Genomic DNA, 16,474 nt, shown 5'->3' with positions numbered 1-16,474 from the left:
CCTCAACGCCGTCAAACAGATTACCTTCGCGACGGAGTCGTGGGCAGAGTGGCCCTCCTGGACCCCGGACGGGAGGATCGTTTACGGGAGCGATGCCAGCGGGGATGAGGACCTGTGGATCGTAGGTACTGACGGACGCAACCCTAAGCAGCTGACGGCGAACACGCTCACCAATGAGTTTCCATCCGTGTCACCCGACGGGCGTTTCGTCGCTTTTACCGGCGGTCGCACTGGCCTTCCCCACATCTGGAAGATGGATATCGACGGCGGCAATCCCCGACAACTTACGGACGGGAGAGGAGAAGCGGGGCCCTCCTGGTCCCCCGATGGCCGCTGGATTTATTACACCTCAATCCCGCCCGTTGGCGTGGTAGAAAAGTCAACGATATGGAGGATTCCGAGCAATGGCGGCACTCCCGCTCAGATTACAAGCAGTTACTCCTGGTGGGCTGACGTGTCGCCCGATGGTAAGCTGATCGCTTGCTTGTTCCGGAAATCAGATGGATCGCCGCTGAAAGTAGGCGTTCTGCCAGCAGAAGGTGGCACGCCTCTTAAGCTGCTTGAAATTCCTCCATTGGCGTCTAGGCTGACATGGCCACCTTTTCGGTGGTCCCACGATGGAAAGTCGTTGGTCGACGTCGAGAACCGAAACGGCGTCTCAAATCTCTGGAGCTTTCCTCTTGACGGAAGCAAACCCAAACAGTTGACCAATTTTCAATCCGACCTTGTATGGTCTTTTGTCTCGTCACCCGATGGCACCCAACTCGCGGTGTCTCGGGGCATGTCGGCGAGCAATGCTATTTTGATCAATAACGTTCAGTAGCTGATATTCGCACGCTGGCAGGCCGAAATGCTCTGGCGTGAGCTCCTTGGCGATGGCATAGAATGCGTCGCCTAACTCCAGGTTTGAGCGGTGATCCGGAAGTAACACATCGTTGAGAAGCCTCCCAGCAACGAAGTGCCTGAAAAACGGGGTTTTGAGCAACTTCGACCCAGGCCGAACATCCCAGGCTCTATGGAATGCGTCGCGCTTCTCGTGAATGTCTCCAGTAAGAGAATAATTGCCCTAACTTCATAACAGGCCAAGTAAGCAAGATTGCCGTAATAAGACCCGCTAGCGCCAAGTAAAGATTCGCATGGTCAGATTCGACCCCTTGAGGAAAGCCTAGAGCAGCGACGAGCATACCAGGAGCGAATACGACATTTGCGAATTCAAACGGCGTGTCATCCGTCAAGAACGCTATGGCAACGGTCAAGCCGATTGCGATAGCAAACGACAAGGCCAATTGTGGAACGCGAGATTTCATTTGCCTTCATTATGCAGGTTCGGCCTGCTATCTGTGTGGCTCAATACGAACCTCCCGAAAACGGGGATTTCGGAAAGTTCACGCCTGGCCAAAGCCCGCGAGGCTTACGACCTCGAAGCTTACTTCTGAGAGCGACTGCCTGGGTTGAGCAAGCCATAGACATCCAATCGTCCGCGAGCACCGACAATTATATGACCGTCCGCAACCGTCGGTATGGCGAAACGAACGGTCATATCGGCACGATCCCGTTCGCTCTTCTGTTCACTGTTGTACAGCTCACGCGTAATGTCCCTCGCATCGTACGCAAGCAGCACTGCGGGCCTGTCCTTGTGCGCCTCGTTCCACTCCTTCGTCGAGACCACCCACAGAATCGCATCCTTCGTCCCGTCGGGCGAAGGCATTCATTCTCTCGAGAGTGATGACGGCATGATGAGCGCCATGGCGCGTGAGTTGGTCGAGCGTGGGCGCGTTGGTGAGTCAGCCGATGCCGTCTGGGCTGATCTCAAGCGCGAACGTGCCCAGCACTTGCCACCGATGCCGATGGTGTCGCAGACGGAGTTAGTGGCAGAGGACGATCAATTATTTGCCTCTTCTGTCGCAGGAGTTGGTCACAACATTCGTCGCCTGCAGTGCATCTCGTCGAATCCGCTCCGAAGAGTCAACAGAAGCCTTCCACGCTTTGGCCCACCGTCCACGGAGAGGGAGAGCAGATGCTGCTCTTCGCCTAAGGAGACTCTGCACAAGTTCTGCGACCGCGGTCTGATTGATTAATCTGATAGCTGCGAGGTGGTTTGCGATGAAGCAGCAGAGTCTGGCGAGTCAGTCGGTGTTCGAGAAGTATGGTCGGAAGAGCCGACGGGAGCTTTTTCTGGATGAGATGGAGAAGGTGGTTCCGTGGTCTGGCCTGGAAGCTCTGGTGCGGCCGCACTATGCCAAGGCAGGCAAGGGACGGCAACCAGTGGGGCTGTCGATCATGCTACGGACGTACTTCGCGCAACAGTGGTTCAACCTGTCGGACCCCGGCGTGGAGGAGGCGCTGTACGAGTCTGCGGTGTTGCGGCGGTTCGTTGGGGTGGACCTTGGCGTTGCTCCCGCGCCTGACGAGACGACGGTGTTGCGGTTCCGTCACTTAGTGGAGAGGCACGATCTTGGCGGTCTGATGCTGGATGCGGTGAACGTGCATCTGGAGGCCAAGGGCATCCGCATCCAGACCGGCACGATCGTGGACGCGACCATCCTCCATGCGCCTTCGTCGACCAAGAATGCGAGCGGCGAGCGGGACCCGGAGATGCACCAGACCAGGAAGGGCAAGCAGTGGTACTTCGGGTTGAAGGCGCACATCGGCGTGGATGCGAAGGAGGGCCACGTCCACTCGGTGGCAACCAGCGCGGCCAGCGTGGCGGACTGTCACATGCTGCCCGAGTTGCTGCACGGCGAGGAGCGCAAGGTGTGGGGCGACGGCGGCTATCAAGGCCAGACAGAGGCGATCAAAGAGGCCTCTCCGAAGGCCCAGGACATGACCTGTAGGCGCACGAAGTTCAAGGACTATGTGGACGAGTTACAGAAAAAGAAGAACCGGAGTAAGTCGAGTGTACGGGCCAAGGTAGAGCATCCGTTCCGCATCCTGAAGCGTGTGTTCGGCTTCGACAAGGTGAGGTACAGAGGCATCGCGAAGAACCATCACCGGCTATGCGCGAACTTCGCCCTGGTGAATCTGTATCTGCACCGCAAACGGCTGGCAGAACTCGGGGCGTAGTGTGTCCAGAGGCCGGAAAACGGCCTCGCAGGGCACCGAGTCAAGCAGTGAAACCACCGCTTTCGGCGATCTATCGCTGAAAAACACTCTGCCCAACACACCTACCTGCTTGCCGCCCGCAAATCAGGAACCTGCGCAGAGCTTCCCTAAACCATTGCATGTGAGCCTGTGAGTTGTCCGCAGGCTCACATGTTTGGAGCTTTCAATGACAAAACAGGAGATTCTATGGGCAGCAAAGCTACACCTCTGATTCCGTTTCAAGGGACAACTGGTGCGCAGTCGTCTCCCACTCTGGTTGCCGCGGATCATTCTCTGCTTGAGCTAGACAGTGAACTGGATGCGCTGCTCGATCAGATTCAGGATGAGATCGAAGAGCGGGGCGAGGCGAGCGCCGAAGCAATGGAGCGCTTCCAAGTGTTCTGTCAGGCGATGGATGTAAAGATCGATCGGATCGGCAGATTTCTACGGATCATGGAGACGCGCGCCGAATACTGCAAGAAGGAGTCGGCAAGGTACGCTGCGCGAGCCAAGAGGGCCCAGAACAAGATCGAACGGACCGAGTCCATGGTCCTCTACTATCTTGCCAGCCACGACCTGAAGAAGATCGAGAGTCATGAATTTACTCTGAAACGGAACAAGAACTTCCAGGACAGTGTGGTGATCACTCAGCCTGACAGCATCCCTGATGACCTACGCCGCTTCGAGGCAAAGATAGATGGTCCCCTCTGGCTCGACGTGATCGATGCATTGCCCAAGAAGCTGGCAGAACCGCTCGCAGCCTCCGTCAAATCTAGCGAGCCCTCGAATAGTGCCATCAAGCAACACGTTGCCAACGGTGGCGTAGTCGAGGGAGCTTCGGTCAAACGCGGGTACCATCTGCGAATCGAATAGTGGGAGGTCAATCAGAGACCCGCAAATAGGATAGGCCGGCATGGCGCTGGCCGATTACTTCTTGAACCATCGCCTGTGACCCTGAGCAGCTTACAGGCGATTCGGTGCGCTATCCGCACAATTCGAGAAAGGAGGTTTCAATGTCTGAGCCGATGAATGCAGCACCTGCGAGGGAACCCCCTCAGCAAGAAGATCTGTCAGGACCACCGGCCGCGAACCGGCATCGTCTGCCTGACGAGCGGGTGGGTCTCACACACCATTTCTCCATCGCCGGCCACGAGGGCTACCTGACCGTCGGTCTTTATCCGAACGGGCAGCCGTGCGAAATCTTCATCCGCCAAGTCAATCATGGACTACCTCTTTCGCTGGATGGCATTGCGATTCCTGTCAGGCAAGCAGCTACCGCGGTTTGCACAACAAATGCCAGTCGTAGAACGACACGGCAGCGAAGAGGAAAACCAGGCTCCCGCTGCCATTTCGCAATTTCTCCACGACAGCTGTGAGGTTGGCGATGCGCCGCTCTGTGTCACTTGTGGGTCATTGATGGTCCCGAACGGTAGCTGCCACAAGTGCGCCAACTGTGGCACTACGAGCGGCTGCTCGTGACAGCGGAACGGTGCGCGTGTGGGCTTCTTTTGATAGAAAATCGCTGTATCTTCAGCGTGGGTTATGCAATTGCTGAAGCAGGAACAGTTAAGCAGAAACGTATTACCAGCATAGGCATTCTGCTGATGCCAATCCTGTTATTCCGAAGTCGAGGCTAACGTCGGCAGAATCAACGCACGAAACAGGTCGTCGACCTGCTTTGGAGAAAGTTTGCTTCTGCTGTCGACCCACCAATTCAGCACGAGGATGAAGGTTGAAGCGACGAATTGAACGACTACGTCATGGGGTACTTGGCCTCCGAGTTTCCGCCGGCCCTGAAGACTTTTTCCTACCTCCTCGGCGATTAGTTCGACCAGCGCTTTTTGCAGGTGCCCGTGAAGAATGGCTCGCCCCCTCGGTCCGAGTCTAAGTTCGCCTGCCCGGCGGAGGCGATCGAGATGCTCGAAGATCGGGAGACTGAACCCAAGAATCTTTTCCGTGCGCCGATCTCCGGTCTCCGGACGCATGGAGGGGACGGAACCAAATATGTCGTGGAAAGTTGCGGCGAGGAGATCGTCCTTATCTCGGAAGTGCATATAAAACGCAGACCGGCCGACGTTGGCGCGATCAAGGATCTCCTTGACAGCGATCGAGTCGTAGTCTCTTTCATGAATCAGCGAATGGAGGGCATCGCGTAGAAGTTTTTGCGTTCTTGCGATGCGCCGGTCTGGTGTCCTGCCTTTTTGGATCGGCATCTTTCCCCTTCGGGCGTTGAGCGCAAACGGACAAAACAACCGTGTTGTCCGCTAACGGACAGGCCCGCATACCCCGTTCTTCTCTGGGCCACGGCTCAAGCTTAGGCTTGATTTCGAACAGGTGTCCATATTCACACGATTGTTCGTGAGCAGCTAGCGCAGAAAGAGGGAGGTTATGTTGATGAACACAGCGGAAGCGAAACAGATACCCAGAGCCGAAGCAAAACAGACGCTCAAGACAAGCGGCCTAGTCCTTCACGGGGCTGCAAAATACGATCTCACGCTTTGGTTCCTGACTTTGGGGAGAGAGAAGGTTTTTCGGGAGAGAGTTCTTAGGCTCGCGCGCTTAACTCCGGGCGAGCGAGTTCTGGATGTGGGTTGTGGAACGGGCACACTTGCGATCATGGCCAAGGAGCTGGTGGGACCGAAGGGCACGGTATGCGGAGTCGACGCTTCGCCGGAGATGATTGCCAGGGCCGGAAAAAAGGCGAGCAAGGCCGGCGTCGAGATTGTGCTCAAGAACGCTCTCGCCGAGGCGCTGCCGTTCTCCGATGGTCATTTTGACGTTGTGCTGAACACAGTGATGCTGCACCATCTGCCGGGCAAGCTGCGCAATCAGTGCGCCAGCGAGATACAAAGAGTGCTAAGGCCCGGAGGCAGAGTGCTGGCCGTCGATTTCGCAACGTCACCCGGAGAACGAGGCATCGTTGCGCATTTTCACCGGCATGGTCATATCAGCCTTGCCGAAATGGTCGATATCTTCAATGAAACGGGCCTGGAGATTGAGGAGAGCGGAGCGGTGGGAATCGGCGACTTGCAGTTTGTCCTCGGGGTGGCTCCGTGTTGCAAGTAATATCGGCCATCGCGGCCAGGGATGGAGATCATGAAAGAACACAGTCGAATGCTTACCCGCCCCTGGATACTGCTTGGTGCAGGTGTCGCACTCATCGCCTCTCACGCGCTTGTCCTCCGCTTCGCTCTGCTTCATAAGGCATTGTCGACGGCAGTGGTGGCGGGCGTAATAATTATTGTGCTGATCACACATCTGGGATTGCTCAGCTCTGTATATACGTTGTTTCGGCGCCGGTCTCGAAACTAAAACGCGGTGAGCGAGCAGGATACCGAGTCCGCCCGAAGGATTTGGCCGCGATTAGAGGGGCGGGATTTGAGGGAGATGATTCCTAACCTACCTGCCGGCGGCTCAAATGCCTTTGAAAGCGCAGAAAGCCAATGACCTGAATCGCAGTAACCGCGATCAGGAGTGCTGTGAAAATCAGAACCCAGGGCAAGTGGCGTTTCTCCACCATTTGATAAGCAATGCCATGAGCAGCTGTCAGCACCAAGGCTGCATACGTCCATCTCTGGAGAGACTTCCAGCGGCGAGTTCCCAGGGAATGGAGCGAGAGATCATTGGAGATCGCCAAGAGCATCAAGAAGAGTAAGGCCGCACCGAGTCCGGCGAAATTGGCAAAGCCAAATTGCGTACCCTGCAGCCGGAGCGGATGAAGCTGTTTGAAAAAATACATCCACATCCGTCCGCGAAGATGGACGGTCAAGCCGATCGCCGTATGCAGGATAGCCAGAATACCCGTCCAGATGCCCACATCCAGGCGAAAGTCAGAGCTGATGGGATTAGGCCGCAGCCGTAGGACATTCCATGGTCCGAGCCATAGCGATGCCGCGAGAAAAATCAGACCTGCATAGCGGTTGCCATGCTCAGTCGATGACGAACATCTGGTGGAGGCGTTGCTGCGTACGCAAAACAAACGATCACGACTGCAACTGTCGCGAGAACGAAATGTCTTCTGGACCGTCGAAGCGAGTACTTGTTTTTAAGCATGAGAACTGTGGTTTGGTAAGTGTAATCTGAACGATGGGATGATACTAGCCGCACGGTCACGATGAGCTCAATGATCAGCGTCAAGGATGTCTCCGCCGTGCTCTTCTGCTCTTCTACATTGTTGTTTGTCTAACGAAGGGGACGCCTTGATCGAAGTAAGTTTCATGTCCGAGTTTCAAACCACGAAGAAGCTGCGCGTTGAGCGCAACAACAATCGTGGAGAGGCTCATGGCGATCGCGCCGACACTCATCGGTAGATCAACTCCCCAACGGATAAAGAGGCCGGCAGCTACGGGAATAGCAACAAGGTTATAAGCGGTTGCCCACAACAGGTTTTGCACCATTTTCCGATACGTGGCTCGCGACAATTCAATCGCTCGCACGACGTCGCGCGGGTCGCTGCGCACGAGAACGATTCCCGCAGACTCCACCGCGACATCCGTGCCAGCTCCGATCGCGATTCCGACATTTGCCGTCGCAAGCGCTGGCGCGTCGTTCACACCATCGCCGACCATTGCCACTTTATTACCGCCAGACCGGAATCGTTCCACCGCCGCTGCCTTATCGGCAGGCAGAACCTGTGCGGCGACTTCATCAATCCCAAGCTGCTTCGCAACCGAATCCGCAACCGTTTGCGCATCACCTGTGATCATCGCCACGCGCACACCAAGCTCGTGCAATGCCTTCACTGCCTCGGCGGACTCCGGCCGAATCTCGTCTTCGACTGCGAGCGCGCCAATCACGCTGCTGTCTCGAACAACATAAAGCACGGTCCGTCCTTGGGACGCCCAGATATCTACCGTCTTCGCGAGCACAGGTGTAACGGCAGCCTTTGCATCAGCAATCATTCGTGGTCCGCCGACAGCCACACTCTGCCCGTCCACGATTGCGCGTGCCCCGCGTCCTGGCAATGCCTCGAAGTTCGTCGTCGGTTGGGGCCTGACGCCGCGCCGATCGGCGCCAACTACAATGGCTTTGGCGATTGGGTGTTCGGAGTCAGCCTCTACTCCGGAGGCAAGTCCGAGTAATTCGTCTTCACTAATGCTAGGGGCGGGCGCCACTCCGGATAGAACAGGAGCACCCTTGGTGAGTGTTCCCGTTTTATCAAAGATCACAACGTCCAAATCCCGGGCTCGTTCGAGCGCCAGGCGGTCCTTTACCAGCAAGCCGTTCTTCGCGCCGAGCGAAGTCGAAATAGCAATCACGAGAGGAATGGCAAGGCCAAGCGCGTGCGGACAGGCAATGACCAGTACTGTGGCTGTTCTGACGAGTGCATGTTCCTTATCGCCAGCCAGCCACCAATAGACCAGCGTCAGGATACCTGATACAAGTGCGACGTAGAAAAGAAGTGCAGCGGCGCGATCAGCCAGAGCCTGGGCCCGGGAACCGGAAGCCTGTGCGGCGGCGACAAGCCGCATAATGCCTGAGAGTGCCGTCTGGTCCCCGACGGCTTTTATCTGCACCCGAAGACTCCCGCCCGCGGCAACTGTCCCCGCCACCACGGCAGCGCCCGGTCCTTTCGAAACTGCCCTCGACTCACCGGTAATCATGGACTCATCGACATCGGCCGTGCCCTCCATCACCGTTCCATCAGCAGGCACACGAGCTCCGGGCCGCACGAGAACGACATCGCCTACGCGTAAATCCGAGAGCGAGATTTCTTCGATGCCCGACTCCGTTACGCGGTCTACTCTGTCCGGCAGCAACGCGGCAAGTGCGTCGAGAGCGCCTCGGGCTTGTGTAATAGCCTTCATCTCCAGCCAGTGACCGAGGACCATGATGGTGATCAGCGTCGCGAGCTCCCACCAGACGTCAACTTCGAAAAAACCGAGAGTCGCGGCAAAGGACGCCACAAAAGCAACAACGATAGCCAGGCTGATCAAAGTCATCATGCCTGGTCGTCGGTCTGAAAGCTCTCCCCATGCGCCGCGAATGAAAACACTTCCGCCATATAGAAAAACAATGGTGCCCAGAGTGGCGGGGATCCATCGCGATCCTGGAAAAACGGGGGCGCTGTAGCCCAGCCAGTGTTGCACCTCGCTCGACCACAGGACCACCGGAAGCGTGAGGGCCAGACTCAGCCAGAATTTTTCCCGGAACATCGCCACTGAGTGCCCGGCGTGACGATCATGACCCGAATGCATGCCCGCATTCGGAGGTCCGCCATGCATTTCGTGCGTATTGCCGTGACCCATATGCTCCGTGTGCACGTGTCTTGAACTGGATCCCATATCTGGCTCCATGAGCATCATCGCTTTGAGGTTCAAAAGCTTGGGCAGCCCATATGGCGCTGCCCTGGTATTGCCAGCACCCGAGACCGTTCTGTTAGAACGGCCCTGGAATCAAGGTCACTTTGGTTGCGGCGATGTGCTGCTGCTTTTGCCATCCATTTTCATACCGGGCACATTTCCCATGCCAACCTTCACAGTTGCAGCCACTAGCTTGTTGTCCTTGTTTGTCGCGTGGATAACGACATTGTCACCGATCTTAATGTCCTTCAGGGCAATGACGGCATCAATCTTGTTGTACTTTGTATCGGCGGTCGTCGTTACGGTCTGCGTCTTTCCGTCTGTTGTGGTCACGGTAATGGAGTTGTCAGTGATGCTGGCAACAGTTCCCATGACGTGTTCCATACCATTGTGCGCGTGGGCGCTGCTCACCATGATCACGAGTGTAAAGAAAATTGCTATCAGTTTTTTCATGTGTTTTTCTCCATGTATTTAGTGATGGTGCATTTTGGTCGCCGGCGTAGCTGATTTCGTATCGCCCTTCAAAAAGTCTTCTTCTTCCTTTTCCTCCTGAATTTCGTCGGGAGATTTCGGATTCAGGCGCTGCATCTCCGTCTCTTCAGCACCCGTGAGTTGCGGCAGATGACGAATGAAGACAACGAGCTTCCAGCTGTCCACATCCTCATCGCCCGGATCGCCGAACGCTGGCATTCCGCTCAAGCGAACGCCGTTCTTGATGGTGTAGTAGAGCTCGCCATCCGACATCTCCTGCGAGTCCCTCTGCCGCATGTCTGGTGGGCGCGGATACATCGCCCTGCCGTACATGGTGTCACCCCTGCCATTGTTGGCATGGCAGGCGGTACAGTGGTCTGCCCAGTGCGCCATTCCTTCGTGGATCACTTCAGGAGTGGTTGCAACGGGGTTCTTCATGGTTTTGTAGCGCGATGGAATGGCTCGTCCGCGAATCGCAGTGGCCAGTGCTTTCTCCATCTGCATGGGTTCGGTGCGTGTGCTGAAGCCCCGATGTATCATCCTGCTCGCATAGAGAACACAGCCGATTACGACGAGCAGGAGACCAGCGGAAACGATAAGAACTATTCGTTTCATTTGGTCTACTCCTGCGCTCCGCCGGTATTCGGCAGGTTGATCGTCGTGGTCGAAGAGCCGCTGGACATTGGGGCATCAAGTCCGCCGGTCAGAGTGTAGTTCTGCAAAGCTATGGCGCTCCGCCAGACATCGTGGAGTGCCATAAGATAACCAATCTGCAGTTGGAACAATGTGCGCTGCGATACCAGTACCTGCGGATAAGCCTGCGCCATGTTCTGGTACTTCTTCAGGTACAGGTCATATGCTCTTGCTGACCGCGGGATGAGTTGTGTTTTGTAGCGTTCCGCTTCGAACTTTGCAGTCTCATAGGATTGGGCCAAAGGTGCCGCTTGCCGGCGAAGCGAGAGTTGCTCACGGGTGAGATCCTGCTGTGCGCGTTCGATTTCTGCCTTCGCGGCTCCAACATTGCCCTGGTTCCTGTTCCAAAGCGGAATGTTGATAGTCGCGCTGGCGAAGCTCTCTGCTCCAACAGGCCTGACTGGATTCTGGCTGACCTGCTCTGCATTGTATTGCTCCCCGGCGCGCAGCTGAAGGTCAGGGACTGATTCTCGCTTCGCATCCTTCAGGCGCGCTTGTGCTACTGCGGCCTCCTGCTGAGCACGCTTGACTGTTGGACTGTTCGCAACAACAGAATCCACCATCTGCTCAGCATTCAGGTCTGGCGTATTCTCGAGCTCACCTTGCAGTGGGCTAACAGCCAAATCACTTTTTCCTGTAAGAGCCGCCAGCGTGCGGAAGGCCTGCAGGTATTGGCGTTGAGCTGTGACGTAATCCACTTTTGCCTGTTCGGACTCGACTTCCGTCTGCAGGATGTCGGGCGCATCCGCCTGGCCCACATTGGCAAGTTGATGCACAGTCTCCACAGCATCGAGGGCCACACCAAGTAAACGTTCGCGCAATTGGACCGTCGCCTGCGCGGTCAGTGCATCATAGAACGCCTGTTGTACATCGCCATGGATACGATGGGTCTGCTCGTGCACTCCAATCTCGTCAGATCTCTTCTGTTGCTCATAGATGTTGCGCCGCAATCCGAGCTTGCCACCAAGAACAATGGTCTGTTGCACAAACCCGCCATGCTCACCACCGCCATAGGCACCGCCGCGGATCTCCTCGCCTTGATAGCCCACTGAAGGGTTGGAATACAGCCCAGCCTGTCGTGCCTGTTCCTGTGATCTGCGAACAAGTGCATTGGCTAGTTTGAGTGTGGGGTTGTTCGCATCGGCAAGAGTCTCAAAATCAGCGAGGCTCATTGCAGGCCGCGCCGCAACATCCTTGAGTAACTCCGGAGCAGGCAGATTCGGTCCGGTCTTGTGTTCCGGATTCTCTGGTTCCTGCAGGGTCATGGTTGCATGCGTATCCGGGCTTTGCGAAGGCCGGGCGGGCTCCATCTGCATACCCGGCATGTTGCCCATCTTGTCTGGTTGCTTCGGCTGCTGCGGTTGTACATTTTGCGGAGGTTGGCTGGGTGTGCTGTGCTGGTGATGCTGCGTGCCAGGCGCGTTCTGCTGGTTCTTGTCTGTCTGTGGACAGCCCGGCATGGCCATACCCTCCATGCAGTGCATGGAGTCGTCTGGTTTCGCGGAGGAGCCGGAACTTTGAGCGAGTGCAGTCAAGCTGAAGGCGCTTGTAATCGCAAGTGCAAGAGTTGTGATTTTGATCTTTTCTCCTCGCATTAGGCACGCTCCAGAATGGCGGCGTAGGGGTCATTAGGCCGTTTGGCCTGCTTCATTCGGGCGATGACCTCGTCGTATTTGTCCGGCGGCAGTACACGAACAAACGTCATCATTCCCTGCATGAAGCCGCTCCATCCTGCGCGCAGACCGTAGTTCTCTGGCCGATCGACCATTTCGTCCATCGCCATCATCGGTCCTTCCATGTAGGCATCTTGCGGGAAGTTCGGAACATCATTCGCGTTCTTCGCGATGTCGTCCGGCGCCATCTGGCCCATCTGCATGTTTCCCATGTCATGTTGCATTCCGGGCATCGCATCCATAGCCTTCTTCTGCGAAAGCGGGCCGTTCGTTGTCGGAGTATCGGAAGCATTCCCGACACCCCCTAAACCGCGCCCCAAAGCTGGGCCATAGTCTTCTCCCATCGGAGCGCCAGGTGTGCCATTCAGCATTCCCATGCCTGTATTCATGTCTCCTCCGGCTGGCATACCTGCGGTACGGGTCATCTTCCCGGCAGTCGACGACATCTGATTCATCATGTGGTGGGGCAGATGGCAGTGGATCATCCAGTCGCCTGGGTTGTTGGCAACGAACTCGACAGTCCGCGCCTGGGCCACGCCAACAAGTACGGTGTTGCCAGGCCACCAGGCAGCTTCGGGAATCCTGCCGCCTTCGGTCCCAGTCGTGTAAAAAGTATGTCCGTGTAGATGCATCGGATGATGGTCCATGCCGAGGTTTACGAAACGGATGCGGACACGATCGCCTAGGCGAACGATGAGCGGAGTCGTTGCCGGACCGGCTTTTCCATTGAAGACCAGCCAGTTGAACTCCATGTTCATCGTGTTGGGCACTGTATTGTTCGGCAATACCGCATATTCCTGTAGATGGATCAGGAAGTCCTTGTCACAATGCGGCCGGTAGGGCTCCTTCGGATGCATGATGAAGGCCCCGAGCATACCGGCCATCTCTTGCATCGCCATGTGAGAGTGGTAGAAGTAGGTGCCTTCCTGATGGATATTGAACTCGTAGACAAAACGCCCGCCTGGTTTCACCGGCTCCTGGCTGATGCCGGGCTGGCCGTCATTTTGAATGGTGTCTTCAAATCCATGCCAGTGGATGGAAGTCGGTTCCGGTAGGCGATTCTCGAAGACCACGCGTACATGGTCGCCTTGATTGACTTGAATCGTGGGCCCTGGAGCGCTCCCGTTGAAACCCCAGGCGTCAATCGTCTTGAGTGGACTGATCTGCTGTTTCACTACCTCGGCGATCAGGTGGAAGACCTTTGTGCTGCCATCCATCGTGTAGGGCAGATCCCCGATGTCGGCAGTTACGACTGGCATGCTGAAAAACGGACCCGCATGCGTGGAGCGGCTGCGGGAAGTAGGCCCGTTCTGTGAATCGGCAAACAATCTGAATGCGGCAAACATCCCTGCGCCAAGACCGAATGCCTTCTGAATGAAGGTGCGGCGATCGCTCATAACTTTCCTCGTTTTGAAAAATGGGTCAAACAGACAAGGCTGCGTGAACACACGCGCTAACCCCGCAAGGATTCGAGGAGGAAAGGACTGGACTAGATACGGAGGGAGGAGCCGGGACGTTGAGCGAGCGGTGTACTGTCGCTTCTTTGGCTGAGCGATGCGAAGGGGGTGGTTCTGTTGGGTCCACTGCTGCCGAAAGGATCGACCAGGAGAGCAACCGCCGATACCAGAAGTTTGCTTGAGTCTGCATCGTTCTGATCACTGCCCTTGTTGATCGCCTTCAGCGCTGTCCCACAAGTGGTAGCTACACAAGAATCATTTGCGGAAAGGCTGGCCCCTTTGTCGCTCTCCATGGACATGCCGGAGCAATGAAACATCTGCTCATCAGCGTGCCAAGCATGCACGTGCCCCGAAGTCCCCATGAGCGAGCAGCGTACATCGCAACTTGCCGCCAGCGCCTGAACGCTGACGAGAAGCAGCAACACTGTCACGAAGAGGAGCTTCTTAGGCATTCCCACCATTCTGATTCACCAACGGACGTTGACGATGCAAAGACGCATACTCGTGCTGAAACAGCCCAAAACGGACTTCAGTATCGATCCTGATGGTAGCACCGTTCGCTTTATCGCCGCAAAATGCGGAGGGCTGGAAGTGACGGGTTTGTCTCTCTGATAGGTAACGATGGACGGGCATCTGCCGGAATGATGCAAAAGAGCCATCTAGGTGTTCACAGCCTAGCTGTGCGCTGACTCCGCCGCAGTTCACATCGCCTTTCCACTTCATCTTAACCTCGCCTGACCTATCACTCCGTAAAGGACAATCTATGAAGCCCTCTGAACTCTTTGAAGCGCTCCATGCGCTCATTACCGAACGTGTGCCTTTGCACATCTGGGGCGCATGCGGTGTGGGTAAATCGCAAATCGTTGCACAGGTAGCCTCTGATCTAGACTGGCAGTTCCTCGACATCCGAGCGGTTCAGCTTGATCCGGTCGATCTGCGCGGGTTGCCTCGTATCTCCGCTGATCTAGCAGAGTGGGTGCCACCCAAGTTTTTGCCTACGTCCGGCAAGGGCATCCTCTTTCTCGACGAATTGACCGCCGCACCGCAGATGACGCAAGCGGGCTGTTATCAGCTGGTGCTCGACCGCAAGCTCGGTGAATATCACCTCCCTGACGGTTGGGTCGTGGTCGCCGCAGGCAATCCGGCATCCGAGCGGGGTGTGCACTTCTCCATGCCGAGGCCGCTGCGTAATCGCTTCGTCCACTTGAACCTTGAGCCGGACTTCGACGACTGGTGCCAGTGGGCAGTTCGTGCCAGGCTGCGTCCGGAGATCATTGCTTTCCTGCGGTTCAAGCCGGCACTCCTGCATGATGCCAACGCTACGTCGGACGTGAATGCGTGGCCTACGCCGCGCTCCTGGGAGATGGCCTCGAACGTCTTAAGCGGCTTCGCGCGTCGGCAGAAGAGTGGCTTCTTAACGGGAGCCACAGAGATCGAGGCGCAACTGCTTGATGGTACTGTTGGGCCCGCGGCCACGACGGAACTGGTTGCCTTCCTGCGGCTGTTTCGTGATCTGCCGTCCATCGATGAAATTCTCTTGAACCCGGATAGCGCGCCGCTCCCTGGGGAACCTTCCGCACAGATCGCAATTGCTACTGCATTAGGAAGAGTCCTCAGCGACCACTCGATCACCAAAGGCATGCAGTATCTCGATCGCATGCCTACCGAGATGCGCGTCCTGGCCATACGCGACGCGGCCGCGAGGAATCGTGGCATCACCCATACGCCGGAGTTTGTTCGCTTCGGTGTCGAACATGCGGAGGTCCTCGAATGATTACCGAACGAGCCATGCTGGCCGCAGTCCATATCAGTATCTGGACTGCGGTGAAACACGACCGGAAAGTCAGCCGCGACGTTGCCGACCAACACGGCGCGCAGGAGAGCGTAGGTCGCTACAACAAACAACTCCTCCGCGGTGCAGAGAAGCTTGACGCGCTTCGGACCTTTGCTGGACAAATTCGCCAGCACTTCTACAAGATCACCCTGCCGTGGTCCGATGAAGGCTACCGTCTGCTGCCCGCACACTTCTACTTTGAGCTCACCACACAGATGCGAGAGTTTGAACGTGCCTTCTCACAGAGTGTTGAGGAGTTCTTGGAAGTCTACCCGTCCTATATTGAACAGGTCCGTCCCGAGTTGAACGGCCTTTTCAGGGAGGAGGACTATCCCTCGGTCGAAAAGCTTCGGGCAAAGTTCGGAGTGAAGCTCGAAGTGCTCCCCATTCCCAGTGGCGATGACTTCCGGGTGACGCTCTCCGAGGAAGAACAGGCACGGGTCGCGCGAGAAATCGACGAGAGTGTGCGCCAGTCGCTCAACCGCGGGACCAGGGACCTATGGGTGCGGCTGACGGATGTGGTCACACACATGGTCGACAAACTGGACGAGCCGGAGTCGCGATTCCATGCTTCGTTGGTCACCAATGTCTTCGATCTGGTCGATTTGCTCCCGCGTCTCAATGTCAACCAGGACGAGGAACTGAATCGGTTTGCGGCGGAGATCAAGGATCGCCTGTGCAACTTCAGCGCACACGATCTGAAGAAGAACGAGATTCTCCGTGCCGCAACCGCTACGGACGCCGCTCAGATCTTGTCGCAGATGGACGCGGCCCTGCGCGGTCGTGAGCAAGACCCAGCCGATCCGCACGAGAAGCCTATGTTGAAGAACGCGCCAAGTGTCGAAGACATCTTCTTGCATATGTCGGCATACATGGAGGCTGCAACACCATGACGAAGCATCTTCCCCCCGCGGTCCGGATCCAGAAGGCCCGGACCGCTCTCCTTCTCGATCATCCTTTCTT

The 16,474-nt window shown here is 56.6% G+C and carries 16 protein-coding genes; 7 read left to right on the top strand and 9 right to left on the bottom strand.

Annotated elements, in window-relative coordinates; genetic code table 11:
• A partial coding sequence (locus Q363_RS24575; RefSeq protein WP_035356053.1) for a DPP IV N-terminal domain-containing protein occupies positions 1-823 on the top strand: 823 nt, incomplete at its 5' end.
• Positions 824-1,426: 603 nt separating this feature from the next.
• Here Q363_RS24575 and Q363_RS24565 read toward each other — a convergent pair.
• Positions 1,427-1,708, bottom strand: coding sequence for a hypothetical protein (locus Q363_RS24565; protein ID WP_035356048.1), 282 nt, complete (start codon positions 1,706-1,708; stop codon positions 1,427-1,429).
• Between the two features lie 395 nt (positions 1,709-2,103).
• Here Q363_RS24565 and Q363_RS24560 point away from each other — a divergent pair, with 395 nt between their 5' ends.
• Both Q363_RS24560 and Q363_RS24555 read left to right on the top strand, forming a co-directional pair.
• Positions 2,104-3,063, top strand: coding sequence for an IS5 family transposase (locus tag Q363_RS24560; RefSeq protein ID WP_035356063.1), 960 nt, complete (start codon positions 2,104-2,106; stop codon positions 3,061-3,063).
• Between the two features lie 225 nt (positions 3,064-3,288).
• The gene (locus Q363_RS24555) at positions 3,289-3,954 is read left to right on the top strand and encodes a siphovirus Gp157 family protein (RefSeq protein WP_035356045.1); all 666 of its coding nucleotides are present in this window, start codon (positions 3,289-3,291) and stop codon (positions 3,952-3,954) included.
• Between the two features lie 743 nt (positions 3,955-4,697).
• Here the strand turns inward: Q363_RS24555 and Q363_RS36745 are convergent.
• Positions 4,698-5,294, bottom strand: coding sequence for a TetR/AcrR family transcriptional regulator (locus Q363_RS36745; RefSeq protein WP_051979269.1), 597 nt, complete (start codon positions 5,292-5,294; stop codon positions 4,698-4,700).
• A 181-nt stretch (positions 5,295-5,475) separates the two neighbouring features.
• Here Q363_RS36745 and Q363_RS24545 point away from each other — a divergent pair, with 181 nt between their 5' ends.
• Together Q363_RS24545 and Q363_RS24540 are read left to right on the top strand one after the other, a co-directional pair.
• The gene (locus Q363_RS24545; RefSeq protein WP_169747111.1) at positions 5,476-6,147 is read left to right on the top strand and encodes a class I SAM-dependent methyltransferase; all 672 of its coding nucleotides are present in this window, start codon (positions 5,476-5,478) and stop codon (positions 6,145-6,147) included.
• Between the two features lie 30 nt (positions 6,148-6,177).
• Entirely contained in the window at positions 6,178-6,393 is a 216-nt protein-coding gene (locus tag Q363_RS24540) for a hypothetical protein (protein WP_157467481.1), read from the top strand.
• 82 nt (positions 6,394-6,475) lie between these two features.
• On the opposite strand, the gene Q363_RS24535 is transcribed toward Q363_RS24540, so the two are convergent.
• The 7 genes from Q363_RS24535 to Q363_RS24505 all read right to left on the bottom strand — a co-directional run bounded on the left by Q363_RS24535 (position 6,476) and on the right by Q363_RS24505 (position 14,129).
• The gene (locus tag Q363_RS24535; RefSeq protein WP_157467479.1) at positions 6,476-7,060 is read right to left on the bottom strand and encodes a hypothetical protein; all 585 of its coding nucleotides are present in this window, start codon (positions 7,058-7,060) and stop codon (positions 6,476-6,478) included.
• Between the two features lie 187 nt (positions 7,061-7,247).
• Positions 7,248-9,365, bottom strand: a complete 2,118-nt coding sequence (locus Q363_RS24530) for a heavy metal translocating P-type ATPase (protein WP_211256332.1) — start codon at positions 9,363-9,365, stop codon at positions 7,248-7,250.
• Between the two features lie 117 nt (positions 9,366-9,482).
• A complete protein-coding gene (locus tag Q363_RS24525) occupies positions 9,483-9,836 on the bottom strand; it encodes a DUF5666 domain-containing protein (RefSeq protein ID WP_035356038.1) in 354 nt (117 codons plus the stop codon).
• Positions 9,837-9,854: 18 nt separating this feature from the next.
• The gene (locus Q363_RS24520) at positions 9,855-10,469 is read right to left on the bottom strand and encodes a c-type cytochrome (RefSeq protein WP_035356035.1); all 615 of its coding nucleotides are present in this window, start codon (positions 10,467-10,469) and stop codon (positions 9,855-9,857) included.
• 5 nt (positions 10,470-10,474) lie between these two features.
• On the bottom strand, positions 10,475-11,719 hold the full coding sequence (locus Q363_RS24515; protein WP_211256331.1) for a TolC family protein: 1,245 nt from the start codon (positions 11,717-11,719) through the stop codon (positions 10,475-10,477).
• 422 nt (positions 11,720-12,141) lie between these two features.
• On the bottom strand, positions 12,142-13,617 hold the full coding sequence (locus Q363_RS24510; RefSeq protein ID WP_035356032.1) for a multicopper oxidase family protein: 1,476 nt from the start codon (positions 13,615-13,617) through the stop codon (positions 12,142-12,144).
• A 92-nt stretch (positions 13,618-13,709) separates the two neighbouring features.
• Entirely contained in the window at positions 13,710-14,129 is a 420-nt protein-coding gene (locus Q363_RS24505; RefSeq protein ID WP_035356030.1) for a hypothetical protein, read from the bottom strand.
• 311 nt (positions 14,130-14,440) lie between these two features.
• Between Q363_RS24505 and Q363_RS24500 the strand changes: the two genes are divergently transcribed.
• Positions 14,441-15,451, top strand: a complete 1,011-nt coding sequence (locus Q363_RS24500) for an AAA family ATPase (RefSeq protein ID WP_035356027.1) — start codon at positions 14,441-14,443, stop codon at positions 15,449-15,451.
• Entirely contained in the window at positions 15,448-16,404 is a 957-nt protein-coding gene (locus tag Q363_RS24495) for a hypothetical protein (protein WP_035356024.1), read from the top strand. The genes Q363_RS24500 and Q363_RS24495 overlap by 4 nt, the downstream gene beginning before the upstream one ends.
• Positions 16,405-16,474: the final 70 nt, after the last annotated feature.

This window comes from Edaphobacter aggregans DSM 19364 (assembly GCF_000745965.1).
Lineage (GTDB): Bacteria > Acidobacteriota > Terriglobia > Terriglobales > Acidobacteriaceae > Edaphobacter > Edaphobacter aggregans.
Note: the sequence above shows the minus strand (reverse complement) of the source record. Positions and strands in the feature narration are given on the sequence as shown.